Source organism: Pseudomonas sp. 05N36 (assembly GCF_056397385.1).
This window is the reverse complement of record NZ_JBFTNH010000037.1, coordinates 1-18,465: the sequence shown is the minus strand read 5'-3', so window position 1 is coordinate 18,465 and position 18,465 is coordinate 1. Positions and strand designations below refer to the sequence as shown.

The following is an 18,465-nucleotide window of genomic DNA, read 5'->3' as shown; positions in this document are numbered from 1 at the left end:
CCACCTGATCCCATCCCGAACTCAGCAGTGAAACGATGCATCGCCGATGGTAGTGTGGGGTTTCCCCATGTGAGAGTAGGTCATCGTCAAGATTAAATTCCGAAACCCCTATCTGCGTATGCAGGTAGGGGTTTTGTTTTAAGTAGAAGTCACCAATTTTACTGGTACGTATACTTCATACGGGCCGGTTACAGAATTTCTTGACGACCATAGAGCATTGGAACCACCTGATCCCATCCCGAACTCAGCAGTGAAACGATGCATCGCCGATGGTAGTGTGGGGTTTCCCCATGTGAGAGTAGGTCATCGTCAAGATTGAATTCCGAAACCCCTGTCTGCGTAAGCAGACAGGGGTTTTGTCATTTCAGAGGCTGCTAAAAGCTCCAAGCTCCACGCGAAGACCCTGCCTACGCGCCTCGCCCTCCTGCGCGGTGATTGATGCAGAGCGCCTGTGCTGCTGCATGATCAAGCGTCATCAAAAAAACGTAGGTTGAACGCTCTAGCACGCCGTTTGGCGGATTCATGCAAGGAAAACTGTGCGTTTTGCATAAAAGCCTAAGTTTTCTCGAGTCTGTGCCGAAAGACTGGTGAGACATGCGTGCACCAAAGTAGAGCCGCCTTAGAACGGTCTACGGCGTCACATGGAATGTTGCACCCGGAACGCATCCCCACTCCTTGCATAAGAAGTCCCATGAAATGAATCTCAAGTTCAGCCATAAAATCCTTTTGGCCGCTTCAGGCGTAGTGGTTCTGGCTTTTGCGTTGTTCACTTTGTACAACGACTACCTGCAGCGCAATACCATCCAGCAAAACCTCGACTCCTCCGTCCAGCAAGCCGGCGATCTAACGGCCAGCAGCGTCCAGAACTGGCTGAGTGGGCGAATCCTGGTACTGGAAAACCTCGCCCAGAACGTCGCGCACCAAGGTGCCAATGCAGACTTTGCCGGGTTGGTCGACCAGCCGGCCTTCACCTCGAATTTCCAGTTCACCTACGTCGGTCAGTCCAATGGCGTGTTTACCCAACGTCCTGACGCCAAAATGCCCGATGGTTACGATCCACGTCAGCGCCCTTGGTACAAACAGGCAGTAGCTGCCGACAAAACCATGCTCACGCCGCCCTACATGGCCGCTGTTGGTGGGCTGGTGGTGACGATCGCCATGCCGGTGAAGAAGAACGGTGAACTGCTCGGCGTCGTCGGTGGTGACCTGAGTCTGGAAACCCTGGTGAAGATCATCAACTCGGTGGACTTTGGCGGTATCGGTCATGCGTTCCTGGTCAGTGCTGACGGCCAGGTGATCGTCAGCCCGGACAAAGACCAGGTGATGAAGAACCTCAAGGACATCTACTCTGGCTCGAACGTACGCATCGAGCGGGGGAATCAGGAAGTGCTCCTGAACAAACAGGCGCGCATTCTGTCCTTTACCCCGGTTACCGGCTTGCCGAATGCTGAGTGGTACATCGGCCTGACGATCGATAGGGATAAGGCTTATGCACCATTGAGCAAATTCCGCACGTCGGCACTGATTGCGATGTTCATCGCGGTGACCGCGATTGCCGTGCTGCTGAGTCTGTTGATTCAAGTGCTGATGCGTCCACTGACCACCATGGGCCGTGCAATGCAGGACATCGCTCAAGGCGAGGGCGATTTGACTCGCCGTCTGGCAGTGGAAAGCAAAGACGAGTTCGGTGAACTGGGCGGTGCCTTCAACCAGTTCGTGGAGCGGATTCACGCGTCGATTTCCGAAGTGTCGTCGGCCACGCGCCAGGTACATGACCTGTCGCAACGGGTCATGGCATCGTCGAATGCTTCGATCATCGGCTCCGATGAGCAAAGCGCACGGACCAATAGCGTGGCGGCCGCGATCAACCAGCTGGGTGCAGCCACCCAGGAGATCGCCCGTAACGCAGCAGACGCTTCGCAACACGCCAGCGGTGCCAGTGAGCAGGCTGACGATGGTCGTCAGGTGGTGGAACAAACCATCCTGGCGATGACCGAGTTGTCGCAAAAAATCAGCCTGTCGTGCACCCAGATCGAAACCCTGAACGCCAGCACCGACAACATCGGGCACATCCTCGACGTGATTAAAGGCATCTCGCAGCAGACCAACTTGCTGGCCCTGAACGCGGCCATCGAAGCGGCGCGCGCGGGTGAAGCCGGACGTGGTTTCGCGGTAGTGGCGGACGAAGTGCGCAACCTGGCCCACCGCACTCAGGAGTCGGCGGAAGAGATTCACAAAATGATCACCTCGTTGCAGGTCGGCTCGCGTGAAGCGGTATCGACCATGAATGCCAGCCAGGTATCCAGTGAAGAGAGCGTCGAAGTGGCGAATCAGGCCGGTGCGCGGTTGATCAGCGTGACCCAGCGGATCACCGAAATCGACGGCATGAACCAGTCGGTTGCGGCTGCAACGGAAGAGCAGACGGCAGTGGTGGAAACCCTTAACGGTGACATCAATCAGATCAACCTGCTGAACCAGCAGGGCGTGGCCAACCTCAACGAAACGTTGAAGGATTGCGATGCCTTGTCGCTGCAGGCCAACCGCCTGAAGCAATTGGTGGATAGCTTCAAGATTTAATTCGGGTCAGTTGGACCGCGTTAACGTTCTTCGCGAGCAAGCCCGCTCCCACAGTTGATCTTCAGCGACCACGACATGTGTGAACGACTGAGATCCAGTGTGGGAGCGGGCTTGCTCCGGGCGGCGATCCGACGAAAGCGGTGCATCAGTCACCGCTGAACCAAAGCCCTACGCAAACAACTTCAGCGCATTGCTCATCGAGTCATCGGCAAACCCCTGCACGAAGTCCTTGAACCCCGGCATCGCTTCTGCGCCGCCCTGGGCGGGTTCAGCGATGATGGTCCAGGTTGCGCGAGACTTGCCGGCGCTCAGGGGCTCGACGCTCATGGCCGCCCACAACTGGCCAACGCCCAAGGTGTTGTAAACGGTAGTCCAGGTCATGCTGAGCGCCTGATCGTCGCGGGAGTTGAGTTGCTCGACGACCAGGTTGCCGTCCTTGAAGAACTTCTTGCGCAGCGACGACACGCCTTCGCCAGTCATCTCGATGTGCGACAGCGTTGGGATGAACTTGTCGAAGCCGGCAAAGTTGCCGACTACCTCCCAGACCTTCGACGCCTCGGCCGGTATTTCAACCGACGACACAACATGGCAGCCGTGCGGGTTTTTGATCAGGGTATCGGGTTGCAGAGTGCTCATGGTCTTGCTCCATTTCTACGGGTGGTGAATCAGATGAAGTTGATTTCTTTCAGGTAGTCGCAGCCGCGACGCAGCAGCGCCGGGGATTTTTGCGGGTAGTGCGTGCCCATTTGCTGCACACCGGCCTGGGCATTGGCGTGGCCGATCATCGAGATGTCGCCGATGTCCTCCTCGAAGCCGTTGAGGTAGAAACCCAGCACGCCAAACAACGCGTTATCGCTGTCGACCCGACCCAGTTGCTGTTGCCAGTCGGCGACGCTGACCATTTGAAACTCGCGACCGGCCTCGCGGAACGAAGCGACGTAGGCGTCCCAGCTCAGCGGTTCGGGGTTGTGCAGGTTGAACACCGACTGTTCGGGCTGATAACGGCTGGCGTGAAAGGCGATGAAGCGTGCGAGGAAGTCCACCGGCATCAAGTCGAAGTTCAGTGCGAACTCCGGCACCTGGCCGAGCTGGATCGAACCTTTGAGCATCAGCATCAGACGGTTCTTGTGCGGCTGGCAGACGCCGGTGAGGCTGTTGAAACTGATGTTGCCCGGCCGGTAGAGGTTGACCCGCACCCCACGCTCGCGAGCGCGCTCGAGGATCCGTTCGCCGACCCATTTGGACAGGTTGTAGCCGTTCTTGATGTAGATCGGCGGGGTCTGCGCGGCGGGTTGTTCGAGCACTCGACCCTCGGCGTCGATGGTGCTGGAGGCCGACAGTGTGGAGACGAAATTGAAGATCTTCTTGCTGCGCCCTTCGCAGAGCCGCAAGCACTCGAAAATCGGCTCGACGTTATCCCGGGCCAACGACTCGTAATCGAGTACGTGGTTGACGTTGGCGGCGTTGTGCACCAGCGCGCCGAACTCCCGATCCAATCGCTCATACACCTCTGGCGTCAGGCCCAGTGCCGGTTGCGTGATATCCGCTGCGTAGACCCGCACCCGAGTCAGGTCCAGATGCTCCAGACGGTTCTCACGCAGCGATTCGGCGAAGCGCTGCGCAGCGCTTTGCCCGGCACCATCACGCACCAGGCACGCGACTTCGCTGGCGCCCCAGGCCAGCAGTGCCTCGACGATATGCACGCCGACGAAGCTGTTGGCGCCGGTAACGATGACCTTGTGCACATCGCCCATTCGGCTGACCGGCAAGGGCTGTACATCGAGCTCACGGAAGGCATCGGCCAGGGCTTTTTCGCTGAGTACTTCTTCGCCGACAGAACCTCTGACCAGTGTGGCCAGCCGGGCGATGGTCGGGACTTCGATGAAGCGGTTGATCGAGATACTGCGTCCGAACTGCTCGCGTATTTGCAGCAACATGCGCGACAACAGGATCGAGTGCCCGCCCAGATTGAAGAAGTTTTCGTCGGTGGAAATGTCGCCTGCCGGCAACTCCAGCAGATCGGCCCAGAGCTCCAGCAGTTGCGCCTCGTCGGCGGATTCCGGTAACCGACGCTGAAGGTTTTCGAGGACACTGACCGGCATCGCCAGCAGCGCCCGGCGATCGACTTTACCGTTGCTGGCAAAAGGCATGTTCGCCAATTCAGTCCAGGCGATGGGCTGCATGTAGTCCGGCAAGAACTGCTGGGCGTGAACTTTCAACGCTTCGCGTGCGGCGCCCGGCTGGTCTTCCTGGGGCTGTGCGAGGAACGCCAGAATCCGTCGATGACTGTCGATCACTACGGCCACCTGGCGGAACAACTGGCTGTCGCGCAGGCAGCGTTCGATCTCTTCCGGTTCGACCCGGTAGCCGCGGATCTTCACCTGATTGTCTCGTCGCCCACAGAGCTCGATGCCGTCGGCGGTCCACTTCGCCATATCGCCGGTGCGATAGGCACGCAGGCTTTCGCCGTCCGGCAAGGGCAATTGCAGGTAGCGCTCGGCGGTCTGCTGCGGGTTATTCAAATAGCCCAGGCACACCCCCGGACCGACGATGTACAGCTCACCGACGGTCTGCTCGACCACGGGCTGAAAGTTCTCGTCGAGGATCAGCACCTGACTGTTGGCAATCGGTGCCCCGAGGCTGCGATTGCTGTCACCGACTTGCAGTTGTCGGGCGGTGATCAGCACCGTGGCTTCGGTCGGGCCATACAGGTTGTAGAGCTTGCCTTGCTGGGTCAGCTGCTTGATTACGTGGGGTTCGCAGACGTCGCCACCGGTCATCACATGTGCAAGGTCGCGCAACTGCTCCAGCGGCAGAATGCTCAACAGCGCTGGCGGCAAAAACGCGTGGCTGAGCTGATGATGACGGATCAACTCGACCAGTTGCAGCGGGTCACGACGCTGGTCGTCGTTGGGGACGATCAGCTCGGCGCCCTGGATCAGTGCCGGGAAAATATCGATCAACGAGGAGTCGAAACTCAGCGATGAAAACTGCAACACCCGACTCCGTTCCGTCAGCCCGACGTAATCGGCATACCACGCGGTGAAGTGCCCGAGATTGTTCTGGCTGAGCAACACACCTTTGGGATGACCGGTGGTGCCCGATGTGTAGAGCGCCATGCACGGCGCCTGGCTGCCGGGGCGCTGGCGCATCAGCGGCAAGCCGGGATTCGCCTCACGGGCGTCGATGCCACTGATGTCGAGACCCGGCATCTCATTGCTCAGCGGGTGCAGGCCATCGTGCAACAACAGCACGGCACCGGCGTTCTCCAGGATGTACTGCTGACGTTGCAGTGGGTGGCTGGGTTCGAGTGGCAGGTACACCGCGCCACTGCCGAGGATCGCCAGAATACCGGCAAACAATGCACTGGATTTTGGCAGGCAAATGCCCACGACCACCGGTCCCTCAACCGCCCGGTACTGCTCGATCAATGGCAGCAGCCGTTGTTGGATTGCCAGGCTTTGGGTGTGCAAGTCCCTATAGCTGAGCACCTCACCGGCAATGTGCAGCGCCGGGCGTTCGCGGAAGGTTTTGAAACTCTGTTCGAGCCGCTCGATCATCGGGATTTGCCCGAGTTGCAGCAGCTGTGGTTGCGCGTTGAGGTTTAGCCGGTGGGCATAGGCCAGACTCTCCAGCGTCAACAAGCTTTCTTCACGCTGATGATGACCGGGCGTGGCCGTTGCAGCTTGCGTGAAGTACTCGGCATCGCGGGAAAAACGGCTGACCTCAAGCGCCACGCGGTCAACCAATTCAGCGATGACTTTCAGGCGCAGCGCCTGGCCATTACCCGAGGCTTCGTCGGCGACGGGGACGCGAGCGATCAGTCGCTGGTCGCCGCTCGATATGTAGCGGCACAGTACGTCGATAGGCGGCAGACCGCTGGCGTCTTTAGCTCCCAGGCCCAGGCGCACGCTCAGCTGTGCACACTCCCCCTGGTCGCGCAGACGTTGCGCCGGGATAACCAGGCTGCCGTCGTCGATCAGCAGCTCGGCGTTACCGACCGTTTGTTCGTTCAGAGCGTGGCGGTCGCTCAATCGCGTCAGCGTATGGCCGTGTTGTTCCAGCTCCAGCGCCAGCTCATTGAAGGCCTGGCTTTGACCGATGAGCAGAATGTCGAGACGTCTCATGATGTTCTCCTCGGCTAGATCAGGTAGTCGCTCAGGGCGTCTTGCACGCACGGTGAGTCGAGCAGCGAACTGCTGCGGAAAAACCGCACGATGTTGGCGACCAGCGGGTGATGGCGATTGATCGGGAAGGCCAGGCCTGCCACTTCGCTCTTGAGTGCGGCCTTGGCGGCATCGCTGATGTGCAGGTGTTCGATCAACCGGAAATCGAACGACTTCTGAATGTCGTTAGTCAGGTAGTGAGCGATGAATACCGGCAGAATCTTCGCGATCAGTTGGCGGTCGTCCTCGTTAGCCGAGTGCCAGTAGATGCGCACCAGCCGTGACCAGAACCCCGAGTGACGGCCCTCGTCGAGCAAATGGTCAGCCATCAGGCCCTTGATCGATTGCTTGACCGTATCGTCCTTGGCAAATGCCGCGACGTCGTTGGTCACGGTGCTTTCCGCAATGGCCACGCAGATCAGCTCCACGGCGCTGCGCAGATGTTCCGGTGCCAGCGCCAACGCTGCAGGAATTGCCCGGCTCAGCTCGATTTCATGCGGCAGTTCGATCGGCGTGATGCCAGTCATGGCCACGGTTTGCTGCATGAAATCCATCGCCACCAGCGCGTGGTAATCCTCATCCACCACCACGGTCATGGCGTCATAGCGACAGGCGAACGGGAAGGGCACGGCGAAGCGATTCTTGGCGATGCTGCGGGCGGTTTTGTCGACGATCTCGGTTTCGAAAATCACCACGTCATTGATGAACTTGTAGAGCGTCTGCACCAGTGCAAAGTCGCGTTGTTCCGGGCATTCGCGGACAAAGGTTTCGCTCAGCACCAGCGGTTGCCGGCTCAAGGGATAGATCAGTTTGTCGTCGTTTTCGACCATGCGTCGTGGACGTGTACGGATGGTCGCGCGGTTTTCCCAGGCGTCGGCGAAGGATTGGTAGTCGGCGGCGTTCATGCACTCACCTCGGCGACCGATTCACGCATGCTCAGGCGCAAGCCGTCCCACAGTGCGATACGGCTTTCCACAGCGGCGATGGCCGCGGCATAGACGTCTTCCTGTCGTTGCGGATCGCCATCGACCAAGCGTGCCAGGAGTGTTTCGGCGGCGGGGCCGTGGTCTTCGGAGTCGACTTCGATGTGCCGCTGCAGGTAGTAACGAAAGGTCGGCGCCTGTTCGATGCCTATGCCCCAATCGTCGAGAATGCGCTGGAACATCTGTGGAATGACGCTTTCACGGCCATGCAAAAACGCTGCGGCAACGCTGTGCCCCGGCGCATACAGCGCGGTGTGCAAGGTGTGCCGGACGAAGTTCGATGCGGCCGGGTCGACGTCCACGCTTTGCAGGGCGACGTCGTAGCTCACGCCTTCCTTTTGCAGGGCGACGAAGCGCTCCACGGCCGCCGTGCTGGCACCGACTTCGCGCATCGCGTCCAGGTACAGCTCGAAATGGCTGTAGTGACCGTGATCGAGCCGGTCATCGGACTCTTCGCCAAGGACGATTTCGTTGATCAGGCGCGCCGCTTGAGGATCTTGGGGCGGCAGCCAGGGCAGCTGCACACAGGTGAGTTCCTGTTGCAGGCGTTTGGTCAGTGACATGAAGTCCCATACCGCAAATACATGGGTTTCCATAAAGCGTTGAAGTATCGACAGTGAATGAATCTCGGCAAAGATAGGGTGGGCGCTCAGCGCTGCTTTTTTTTGGTCGAGAAGTGCTTTATTGGGTTTCATGAGTGGCCTATAAGTTGTGAGTTAAGTTGTTCGGTTGGCAAAAGTTTGTTAGGCAAGTTCAAACACGGTGCTGCCTGATCTTTTTAATAGGCGAACAAGTACCTCAAACAAACGTTGATGCAGTTCATTGCGTTGGCGGACCTTGCCAGGCAAGGCGTTGCGTACGTCGATGGTGCTTGGCGGTCAACTCTGCGGATGAGTCTTACAGACCCTGGGTATTGACCGTGCCGACAAGTACGTTGGAACTTGAAGTTGTCGGCGGAGAAAAATTAATACATGAAACAAGTAATGGGCAAGTGTTTTTTATATTATTTGTCAAGTGTAATTTTCCGGGTGCGACAAGTTTCTATAAAACTTTTTGATTAAGTTTTATTGGGGTGAAGTTGTTCCTTCCGGCTTATACAAGTCAGAATTTAAATGAGTGAATGCCTCACTCGGAGCAACTTTGTATCTGCGGAGTTGATATTTTTTGATGTGGTGGGCAGGAGGCGGGCACCGCCCCATCTCTTCCCGTCCTTTGGCAAGCCTCCTTTTGTTCGTCCATCACGCGAGGGCTGTGCAGGCAGATTTACACGCCGCTCGTCCTTTTTAGTCGGCAAACCAAGAGTGAGCCCAAAAAGCCAGCACTGCTATCACTGGCGCAGGGGTGGGCAGGGGTTTTCAAGGAGGGGAGAAGGGAGAGGTGTCGCCAGCGCTTCTCGAGCGCCTGTGCCGCATCGCACAGAGGTCAGCGCTTACTCGCTGAGCAGGCCCAGATGGGTGTTGATGATCTGCAGCAGACGATGGCGCTGAGTGGTGGTGAAAAAATGATTACCGGTCATTTCTATCAGTTCGAATTCACGGCGAGTGAACTCGCGCCAATTGACCATGCTTTCAAGGGGGGCCAGCGGATCGTCGCTGCCATAGAAAGCGGTCATCGGGATGTGCAGGCTGCGACTGGAAGGGTCGGCCCAGGACTCGAGCAGTTTCAAATCACTGTGTATCAGTGCTTCAAAGGCGGCGAGTTGATCGCTTGCTGTTGCATCTAGAGGTGCGCCCGGGCTGGAGGGTGCATAACCGTGCCGGATGTTCGGCAGGCTGTGCAGTGGCGCAGAGGCGGGTCGGGTATCCGGGCTGCGGCAACCGGAAATGAACAAGTGACGGGTTTGCCCTGGGCAGTGGGTTTCGCTCAACTTGGCCAGCTCGTAGGCCAGAATTGCGCCCAGGCCATGGCCAAACAGCGCATGGGGTTCGGACAAGTAAGGTTGTAGCGCCGCAAAGGCGTCGACCAGCAGCGGTGGCCATTGTTCGTAGCGTGTCCGGTTCTGCGGATTGTCATGGCCGGGAAGCCTGAACGCGAGCAGTTCAATGTGCTCGCTCAGTGCTTGAGTCCAGCTGCGGAACTGCTCGGGGTCGGCTCCGGCCTCGCCGAAGCAGATCAGCCTGACGTCCGTCGTCTGGCTGGCGCTGATGACAGTCAGCCATGGAGTGTTCCGTGCGTGCACGGCTTTCCTTGTGCGATTCACGTCGACGATTTCTTGCCCTGGGGTTCAAGGCTGTTCAGGTAACGCGTGATGACCTCGACACCCCGGTTGAGGTGGTGCTCAAGCTTTGTCACGGATAGCGCGATGTCTCGGGCTTGCACAGCGCGCAGCAGGTCACGGTGATCTTCCTGGGACAGCTTGCCGAGCCCCATGGCTTCAAGGTTGAAGCGCAGAAAACGTTCCTCTTCCCACAGGCCGTCTTCCACCAGCTTGAGGAGCCTGCGGTTGGGCGCCTTGCGGTACAGCGTCATGTGGAACAATCGGTTAAGCCTGCCGATCTCGGCGTAATCGGTTTGCGTTTCGAGGTCGTCGATGTAGCGCGCGGCCTCGGCAAAATCTTCGTCGTCGAGCAGCGGAATCGACAGGCGCAGGGCCTCGGATTCCAGCAGGATACGCAGGGCATAGGTTTCGGCGGCGTCACCTTCGACCAATGGCGCGACAACCGCACCTTTGTGTGCGACAACATGGAGCAGCGATTGCGCCTCGAGCTGGCGCAAGGCTTCGCGCACGGGCATGCGGCTGACGCCGAACAGGTCGGCCAGGTCTTGCTGGCGCAGCGCGGTGCCGCAAGGCAAACGGCCGTCGAGAATCGCCGAGCGCAGGGTTTCTTCAATCACCGATCGCGCAAGGTGAGCGGGGATAGGGCCGCTGACCGGGATAGTACTTAAAGGGTTGGGCTTCTGTGTCACGACAACGCACCCTGATTAATATGAAGAATATTGGATCCAATGCACACTAGTGACTGCCTGGCAGGTTGTCAAACCTGCAAAACAAATCCGTTTCCGTCAGTTTTATGCCACAGGCTTGCTACTGAACACAGCATCACAGGCTACGATTTTTTCAACTGCGTCCGCTTTCACCAAGTCTAGCGTGCTCGCGGTGATTGCACCGTGCCATTGTCTTTTATCCATCAAGGCTTCACCATCCATCGATTTCCAACCGCCCTTTGGACTTACTGCATTGCAGGCACGTTTCGCTCTCCCTCGGCCCCTGCGCTGGTTGTGTTCAGCACTGCTGATTGCCGGCGTCTTGCTGGGCGGCCTGCATGCCGATTGGGATTTTTCGCTGATCAGCCGCCGGGCCGAAACATTGTACGGGCCGTTGGGTGAAGGCAAGCAACGAATCGATGCCTGGCAGCACCTGCTGGCGACACAGAAGCAAACCCCGGAGCTGGAACAGCTCAACGTGGTTAACCTGTTCTTCAACAAACAGATGCGTTACGTGGAAGACATCGACCTGTGGCACGTCGAGGACTACTGGGCGACACCGATCGAAGCCTTGTGGAAGGGGGCTGGCGATTGTGAGGACTATGCGATCGCCAAGTATTTCAGCCTGCGCCATCTCGGGGTTTCCAGTGACAAATTGCGCATCACCTACGTCAAGGCCCTGCGCCAGAATCGCGCGCACATGGTCTTGACCTACTATTCAAGCCCTGATGCCATGCCGCTGGTGCTCGACAGCCTGATGGATGCGATCCAGCCGGCCAGCCAGCGTACCGATTTGCTGCCGGTCTACTCCTTCAACGCCGAAGGGCTTTGGTTGCCGGGCGCCAAGGGCAACAAGAAAATCGGTGACACCAAGCGTCTGTCCCGTTGGCAGGATGTGTTGAAGAAAATGCAGGCCGAAGGATTTCCGGTCGAGACGACTCACTAGGAGCACGCGCTTAGATGTCTTTGTTCAAACAACTGTTGATCGCTATCTGTCTGTTCCTGGTCGTCGCCTTCAGTGGCAGCTTCATGGTCGGCCTGGAGAGTTCGCGGACCCAGTACGTCAATCAGTTGCGCTCCCACGCGCAGGACGCTGCGACCGCGTTGGCGCTGTCGCTGACGCCGAACATCGACGACCCGGCGATGGTCGAGCTGATGGTCAGCTCGATCTTCGACAGCGGTTATTACGCGAGCATTCGCGTGGTCGACCTCAAAACCGACAAGACCATCGTCGAGCGCAGTGGCATTCCGGAAATCAGCAGCGTGCCTGGCTGGTTCGTCAAGTTGATCGCTCTGGAACCTGCTGGCGGTGATGCGCTGGTCAGCCGTGGCTGGGAGCAGGCGGCCAGGGTCGAGGTGACCAGCCACCCGATGTTCGCCGTGGCCAAGCTCTGGCAGAGCGCCCTGGGCAGTCTGGGCTGGTTGCTGATCTGCGGCGCATTAAGCGCGGTACTCGGCGCACTGTTGCTGCGTCGACAATTGAAACCGCTGGATTACATGGTCAGGCAATCCCACGCCATCGCCCGCCGCGAATTTCTCAGCCTGCCCGAGCTGCCGCGTACCCCGGAACTGCGGCGCGTGGTGCAGGCGATGAACCAGATGGTCGAAAAACTCAAGGCGTTGTTTCAGGAGCAGGCTGAGCGCAGTGAAAAACTGCGGGTCGAGTCCTATCAGGACAACCTGACGGGATTGGCTAACCGGCGTTATTTCGAGATGCAGTTGAACGCCCGGGTGAGCAACCCGGAGCAGGCCAGTTCGGGTTATCTGTTGCTGTTGCGGGTCAAGGACCTGGCCGGTTTGAACCAGCGTCTGGGTGGTCAACGCACTGACCAGTTGCTGCGGGCGGTCGGTGAGCAATTGTCGCGTGAGTGCGCCAGATTCCCGGAAACCCAGAACCTGGTGACGCGTATCCGCGGTGGTGAATTTGCCGTGCTGGCGCCTGGTCTGGTGCGCGAAGAGGCGCTGCAACTGGCGCAGAGCCTGGACAGCGCGCTGGCCAGTCTGCACGCCACCGGGGCGACCGACGTGGCGTCGGTGGCGTCGATCGGTTTGGCGCCGTTTGTCCATGGCGATACGCCGCAGTCGGTGTTGAGCCTGGCGGATCAGGCGTTGTCACAGGCGGAAGCCGAGGGCGAGTCGAACTGGGCGTGCCTGGATCACAGCGCCGCGGCCATTGTCGGCGACGATCACCATGCTTGGCATACCTTGCTCGATCAGGCACTGAATCAGCAGCGATTCGAGTTGTACTTCCAACCGGTCGTGGCCAGTCAGGACACGCAATTAGTGCTGCATTACAAAGTGCTCTCGCGCTTGCTCGATGAGCAGGGCAAGACTATCCCTGCCGGGCGCTTCCTGCCGTGGCTCGAGCGTTTTGGCTGGACCGCGCGACTGGACCGTCTGATGCTGGAGCGGGTGTTGGTGCAGATGGCTGGCCACGAAGACTCGCTGGCGCTGAACCTGTCCGCCGCCACCCTGGCGGATCCGCAAGCCCTGAACAAAGTCTTCGACATCCTGCGCGAGCATTCCAGTCTGGGACCACGCTTGACCCTGGAGATCGGCGAAGAGCAATTACCTGACCAGGCCGTGCTCGAACAGCTGACCCGTCGTCTGCGTGAGCTGGGCTTCTCCCTGAGCCTGCAGCGCTTTGGCGGTCGCTTCAGCATGATCGGCAACCTGGCGCGTCTGGGGCTGGCCTATCTGAAAATCGATGGCAGTTACATCCGAGCCATTGATCAGGAAAGCGATAAGCGTCTGTTCATCGAAGCCATCCAGCGCGCCGCCCACAGCATCGATCTGCCGCTGATTGCCGAGCGAGTGGAGACTGAAGGGGAGTTACGGGTGATTCGCGAGATGGGTGTGTACGGCGTGCAAGGGCAGTTGTTTGGTGAGCCGAAGCCTTGGCAGTAGGGCTTCAGGGATGAGTTGCCACTGAATAAGTCATCGCGAGCGGGCTCGCTCCCACATTGGATTTTCATTGTTTGCACAGATGTGTGTACTAACGGAATTCCCTGTGGGAGCGAGCCTGCTCGCGATGGCGTCAGTGTATTCAACGCGACGGCGCCGCCTGAAACACAAGCGTTCAGAAACTCAGATCAACCCGCCTTCATCTTCATCAATCAGGTGACTCAAACCACCCAGCGCTTCACGGGTCTGGGTCCGGTCCATCAGTTTGGCTTGCGCGGCCGCTGGCAGGTCGGTGATGCGAATTACCCCTTTGCTGGCCAGCACCTGAATCAGGTCGTCGAGTACCCGGATCATCTCCAGGTCGCTTTGCTTGAGCTGCTTGAGGCTGGTCTCCATCACTTCGTTGGCGTACCAGGCCTGGATTTCATGGTGATCGGAGGGCAGCGTTTCCGTAGCCTCCGCGTAAGCCGCCGCTTCCACGCGCACCAACTGGCCTTGCGCATCGCGTTGCACGTAGAACATCGAAAATCCCTCATGAATGAACCCGCGTCGTGCTGTCAGCAGCATAAGCCAACGCGTACGAGTATGCGGTGCCACGACGAAATCGTCACCCGGTGGCGACTGACAGCGACGTGACGGCCGCTCGTAATGAGCGGCCGTCAAGTGCCTGATCAGGTGTTGTTGTGGTCGATCTTGATGGTCGGGTCGCTACCGGCGATCAGCGAATTGATGCTCTGACCAGACCAGTTGTTGCCTTCCAGCTTGATCGTCACGTCAGCGTTGGCCACGCCGCCGGCTGCGTTGAGCTTGCCTTCGGAGCTGACCTGCAACGTCGACACACCTTCAACCGTGCTGATTTTCAGGAAGTTGTCGATGGTGCTGCCGCTTTCGCCCTGCAACAGATCCCGCAGGTCGATCCGGTCGCCTTCGCTGGCCTTGAAGTCCTTGATCACATCGTTACCGGTGTCGCCGGCCTTCCAGACGAAGGTATCGGCACCCGCCCCGCCAATCAGGATATCGTTGCCCTGACCGCCGATCAGCGTGTCGTTACCCGTACCGCCCAGCAGGATGTCATTGCCCTTGCCGCCGTCGAGGATGTCGTTGCCACCCTGGCCGAAGAGGATGTCGTTACCGGTACCGCCCAATAGCGTGTCATTACCGTCATGAGCGCCGGACACATCGAACGCGGTGTAGTGCTCGGTGATGTACTGGTGCACGTTGCTGGTGGTGACTTTGCTGACATCCACGCCGGTCTGCTGGGCCACGAAGGCCTGCATGGCCTGGTAGCCCTCACCGGCAATGCCGTTGAAGCTCACCAGGTCGCCGAACAGGATGTCATTGCCGTCGCCGCCACTGACCGTATCGGCGCCGGGCATGGTCGCTTCGGTGTGACCGATGATCGAGTTGGCCAGGTTGGCCGGATCGATGTTGGTTTGCGGCTTGCCGTCGGTGTCGAACGGTTTCAGGTCACTGAGGCTGACATCGCTGTTCAGGCCGATGGCCTCGACCTGCGACAACTTGCCGAGCAACGCGAAGCTGTCATTGGAGTTGCTCGTGGTGTTGCTATCGGAGCTGTAGCCCGTACCGTCCAGTTTCGACAACTCATAGGTGCCATCGCCTTGAGCGTGGAGCATCCCCAGGTCTTTGCTGGTCCAACGGTTGCCGTTATAGGTCTGCAGCGTCGTCGAACCATCAGTGTTGATGGAGAGGTAATGGGTGTTGTCCAGGTACTTGGAGAACGTGTTCCCCAGCGTGTAGTTGCTGGTTGTGACGACGTCGTCCAGCTTCGCACCGCCGCCGTACAACGTCGGGTTGGTCTGTTCGCCGGACTGGTAGTACGTTGGCTTTCCGTCGGTAATGAAATACGTCAGGTTGGTCGCGTTGCTGTTACTGGTGGCCATGCTGCTCTGGAAGAAGTTGGCCGTGGTCTTGAACACGTCTTCGTAGTTGGTACCGCCGCCGGAAGCCATAGAGTCCAGCACCGACTTGAGCAGGGTCAGGGCATTCGGGTCGTTCAGGTTGACCGCAATCTGCTTGTTGACCTGGGTATCGAAGTCCGCGAGGAAGACGTTCACCGTGCCCGACGTGCTGGCGCCCAGGCTGTTCTTGAGGGTGTTGAACACCGATGTCAGTGAGTCTTTGGCGGCGCTGATCGAGGTGGCGCTCATGCTGCCCGAGCTGTCGACCATGAACGCAATGTTGTAGTTGGTGCCTGGCACCACGGTCAGCCCGCCGATGTCGGCGATCATGATGTCGTTGCCGTTAGTACCGACGAAATTGTCATCCGCTGAAGTGCCGACCAACGCGTTATACACCGCCGGGTAAACCGTGACCGGGATCTGCGCAGTACTCGGCGCCGAGCCGCCGAGGGACTCGGTGGAAGTCGACGTCACCGTCAGATTGATCGAGCCATTGAAGTACGGTGGCGGAGTGAGCGTCAGGCTGCCGAGATTCCAGCCTGTGACATTTGCTTCGCCGGTGGTCGCCACGGTGAAGGTATGGCCCGCGCCATCGCTGAGCACGGAACCTGCCGGCATACCACCGATTTTCACGCTCAGGCTTTCGGAGCCGTCGATGTCGGTCAGTGCGGTGGTGATTTTCGACAGGTGAACACTACCGCCCTCGGCGCCGGTGTTGAGCTTGTAGCCGTCGTAGTAGCCTTCGCCATTGGTGCCGTGCAGATCGGAGACCGTCACACCAGCATTGATCAGGTCGGTGACACCCGTGTAGATCGGCACGCCAGCGCTGCTCAGGTCGACGGCCGGGGCGCCGTTGACCGACAGGTTGACGTCGTAGCTGCCCGGGCCATTTTGGTTGTGGTGGTAGATGTCCAGGGTGTAGTAGCCGCTGGTGGTCGGCGTGAACGATCCGGAGATTTGGCCACCCGCGCCCCACGTGGCACCGGCCACGTTATTACCGCCGATGGTCACCAGCAGACTGTCGTCAGCGATACCGCTGAAGCTGTAGGTCTTGCCGGCTTCGAGGTAGATCAGCCCGGAAGTTTTAGATGCTGTGCCGGCTGCAACGTTGCTGTCGGACTGCACGTTGCTCACGGTACCGCTGCTGTTCGGAGTACCGGCCGCATCGATCACGGATTTCAGGGTTTCAGCGGGCGCGCCACTACCGCTAGTGCCGAGACCGGCCAGACCAGTCCAGACCTCCTTGATCAGGCCTGTCGAGTTCACGCTGTTGTCGGCGATGCTGAGTGTTGGCGCATCGGCGACGGGAGTGATATCGACTTTCAGCGTGCCGGTGCTGCCCAGCAGTTGGCCGTCGGTTGGCTGGAACTGGATTTGTGCGTAATCCGCCTGTTGGTTGCCCACGCCGGTGCCGCCGTAGCCATTGGCACCGGATTCGTTGGCATCAGGCATGAAGCGCAACTTGCCTGCATCGATGTCGGCCTTGCTGAAGGTCTGGTTGTTGGCCACGTCCTTCCAGGTCGAACCGTCCAGGTACTGCAACTTGCCATCACCCGGCAGCTGGGTGATTTTCACGCCCAGGCTGGCGGCAGGACTGTCGACATCGCTCACACCGAAGTTCGACCAGCCGAGGATCAGCGGCGTGTCTTCAGTGCCGGTGACCGCACCGCCCGTGGCGACTGGGGCATCGTTGACCGCGACCACGTTGACGGTGGTGGTGGCGACGTTGGAGTAATTGCTGCCATCGGTCACGGTCACGGTGATGGTCCGCGGCGTGGTGCTCGGGTCTTCACTGTTGTTGGTGAAGGTGATGTTCTTGATCTGCTGCATGTAGTCGGCCAGCGTCGCATTGCCGGACAGCGTCAGGGTGATCGAACCATCCTTGCTGTTGGCGTTGATACTGATGCCGTTGACACTGTTGCCCAGGTTCAGTGAGTCGCCGGGCTGACGGTTGGTCAACACGATGGTGGCGCCGGTCAGCATGGTGCTGTCCGGGTCAGTGATCGTAAGGTCAGTGTCGCCGATCGATACACCTGGACCGGTGGTGCCTTCGGTGAAGGTGACGTTGTAATTGGCACCGGTCGCGCCGCTGGAGTTGTTGGCGTCCAGGTCGATGACGGGCGGAGCATCGTTGTCGATGATCGACGTGCTGACGCTGCCATTGGTGCTGCTGACCACCAGGTTTTCGAAGTTGCCACCGCTGGCCGAGTCGATCTTGACCACGATGTTTTCAGTAGGCTCGGTGATCTTGTCGTCGATGGTCGCGATATTGAAGCTGGCGCTGCTGGCGCCCGCCGGGATTTTCACCGTGTACACACCGGTAAAGTCCGAGCCGTCGGTGGCGGTGCCGCTGTAGACGATCTTCAACGTCACGTCGGTTTGCGCCGGGTGCGTCAGGGTCACGGTGTAGCTGGCGGTCTGGCCTTCGGTGACCTGACTGCTGCCGCTGATGCTGACCTCGGTTTTATCGAGGGTGTCGGTGACGCTGGTTACCGCTGGGGTATCGCTGGTGACCAGTTTTTCGAAATTGCCGCCGGTGCTGGCGGTGATCTTGGCGTTGACCGAGCCGGCGTCGAGGTAGACATCATCTTTCGGCGCGGCGAAGTTCACCGAACCGCTGGTTTTGCCAGCGTCGATGTTGATGACTGCACCGTTGCTCAGGGTCACGGTCATCGCTGTGCCGGCCGGGTTGGTCAGGGTCGCGGTGTAGGTGATCTGACCACCTTCGGCGACCGAGTTGGTCGCGCTCAGTGTCAGGTTGGTGGTGTCGACGGTGTCGGTCACGCTGGTGCTGACCGGGGTTTTGTCGGCGACCAGGTTTTCGTAGTTGCCACCGCTGACGTTGGTAATCGCGTTGGTCAGCGGGGTGTGGCCGACCAGCGCGTCGTTCGGCGCGGTGGTGGTCGCGGTGCCGCTGGACTGGCCGACCGGGATGGTGATGGTCTGGCCGTTGGCCAGGGTCACGATCACTGCCGAACCGGTGACCGGCGC

At 59.2% G+C, this 18,465-nt stretch carries 10 protein-coding genes, 2 rRNA genes and 2 pseudogenes; 6 read left to right on the top strand and 8 right to left on the bottom strand.

The genetic code is table 11. The features are described from left to right. From rrf (AC1DIH_RS27770) to AC1DIH_RS27755, 4 genes and pseudogenes are all read left to right on the top strand, one after another. A 5S ribosomal RNA gene (gene rrf, locus AC1DIH_RS27770) occupies nucleotides 1–92 on the top strand; the annotation flags it as partial. Between the two features lie 107 nt (nucleotides 93–199). Next, nucleotides 200–315 (top strand): 5S ribosomal RNA (gene rrf / locus AC1DIH_RS27765). A gap of 381 nt (nucleotides 316–696) precedes the next feature. After that, nucleotides 697–1,722: pseudogene (locus AC1DIH_RS27760) on the top strand (cache domain-containing protein); the annotation flags it as partial. Between the two features lie 69 nt (nucleotides 1,723–1,791). Next, the gene (locus AC1DIH_RS27755; RefSeq protein WP_371917687.1) at nucleotides 1,792–2,577 is read left to right on the top strand and encodes a methyl-accepting chemotaxis protein; all 786 of its coding nucleotides are present in this window, start codon (nucleotides 1,792–1,794) and stop codon (nucleotides 2,575–2,577) included. 168 nt (nucleotides 2,578–2,745) lie between these two features. Here the strand turns inward: AC1DIH_RS27755 and AC1DIH_RS27750 are convergent, their stop codons facing one another. The 6 genes from AC1DIH_RS27750 to AC1DIH_RS27725 all read right to left on the bottom strand — a co-directional run bounded on the left by AC1DIH_RS27750 (nucleotide 2,746) and on the right by AC1DIH_RS27725 (nucleotide 10,633). Then, entirely contained in the window at nucleotides 2,746–3,213 is a 468-nt protein-coding gene (locus AC1DIH_RS27750; RefSeq protein WP_477774037.1) for an SRPBCC family protein, read from the bottom strand. A gap of 29 nt (nucleotides 3,214–3,242) precedes the next feature. Further along, a complete protein-coding gene (locus AC1DIH_RS27745) occupies nucleotides 3,243–6,704 on the bottom strand; it encodes an amino acid adenylation domain-containing protein (protein ID WP_477774036.1) in 3,462 nt (1,153 codons plus the stop codon). Between the two features lie 14 nt (nucleotides 6,705–6,718). Beyond that, entirely contained in the window at nucleotides 6,719–7,648 is a 930-nt protein-coding gene (locus tag AC1DIH_RS27740; RefSeq protein WP_477774035.1) for a diiron oxygenase, read from the bottom strand. Beyond that, nucleotides 7,645–8,421 (bottom strand): DUF3050 domain-containing protein, encoded by a 777-nt coding sequence (locus AC1DIH_RS27735; RefSeq protein ID WP_477770049.1) that lies wholly within the window; start codon nucleotides 8,419–8,421, stop codon nucleotides 7,645–7,647. The genes AC1DIH_RS27740 and AC1DIH_RS27735 overlap by 4 nt, the downstream gene beginning before the upstream one ends. A gap of 734 nt (nucleotides 8,422–9,155) precedes the next feature. Further along, nucleotides 9,156–9,905, bottom strand: coding sequence for a thioesterase II family protein (locus AC1DIH_RS27730; protein WP_477774034.1), 750 nt, complete (start codon nucleotides 9,903–9,905; stop codon nucleotides 9,156–9,158). 17 nt (nucleotides 9,906–9,922) lie between these two features. Further along, nucleotides 9,923–10,633, bottom strand: coding sequence for a GntR family transcriptional regulator (locus AC1DIH_RS27725; protein WP_477774033.1), 711 nt, complete (start codon nucleotides 10,631–10,633; stop codon nucleotides 9,923–9,925). Between the two features lie 271 nt (nucleotides 10,634–10,904). On the opposite strand from AC1DIH_RS27725, the gene lapG reads away from it, so the two are divergent. Next, entirely contained in the window at nucleotides 10,905–11,597 is a 693-nt protein-coding gene (lapG, locus tag AC1DIH_RS27720) for a cysteine protease LapG (RefSeq protein WP_477774032.1), read from the top strand. Nucleotides 11,598–11,611: 14 nt separating this feature from the next. Continuing rightward, a complete protein-coding gene (gene lapD, locus AC1DIH_RS27715) occupies nucleotides 11,612–13,558 on the top strand; it encodes a cyclic di-GMP receptor LapD (protein ID WP_477774031.1) in 1,947 nt (648 codons plus the stop codon). Between the two features lie 180 nt (nucleotides 13,559–13,738). Here lapD and AC1DIH_RS27710 read toward each other — a convergent pair whose 3' ends face one another. Together AC1DIH_RS27710 and AC1DIH_RS27705 are read right to left on the bottom strand one after the other, a co-directional pair. Continuing rightward, on the bottom strand, nucleotides 13,739–14,077 hold the full coding sequence (locus AC1DIH_RS27710) for a tryptophan synthase subunit beta (protein ID WP_477774030.1): 339 nt from the start codon (nucleotides 14,075–14,077) through the stop codon (nucleotides 13,739–13,741). 149 nt (nucleotides 14,078–14,226) lie between these two features. After that, a pseudogene (locus tag AC1DIH_RS27705) lies at nucleotides 14,227–18,465 on the bottom strand (LapA family giant adhesin); the annotation flags it as partial.

Bases quoted from the DNA above. Each gene is read 5' to 3' on its own strand.
- AC1DIH_RS27755 (WP_371917687.1), top strand. From the start codon at position 1,792: ATGGCATCGTCGAATGCTTCGATCATCGGCTCCGATGAGCAAAGCGCA.
- AC1DIH_RS27750 (WP_477774037.1), bottom strand. From the start codon at position 3,213: ATGAGCACTCTGCAACCCGATACCCTGATCAAAAACCCGCACGGCTGC.
- AC1DIH_RS27745 (WP_477774036.1), bottom strand. From the start codon at position 6,704: ATGAGACGTCTCGACATTCTGCTCATCGGTCAAAGCCAGGCCTTCAAT.
- AC1DIH_RS27740 (WP_477774035.1), bottom strand. From the start codon at position 7,648: ATGAACGCCGCCGACTACCAATCCTTCGCCGACGCCTGGGAAAACCGC.
- AC1DIH_RS27735 (WP_477770049.1), bottom strand. From the start codon at position 8,421: ATGAAACCCAATAAAGCACTTCTCGACCAAAAAAAAGCAGCGCTGAGC.
- lapD (WP_477774031.1), top strand. From the start codon at position 11,612: ATGTCTTTGTTCAAACAACTGTTGATCGCTATCTGTCTGTTCCTGGTC.
- AC1DIH_RS27710 (WP_477774030.1), bottom strand. From the start codon at position 14,077: ATGTTCTACGTGCAACGCGATGCGCAAGGCCAGTTGGTGCGCGTGGAA.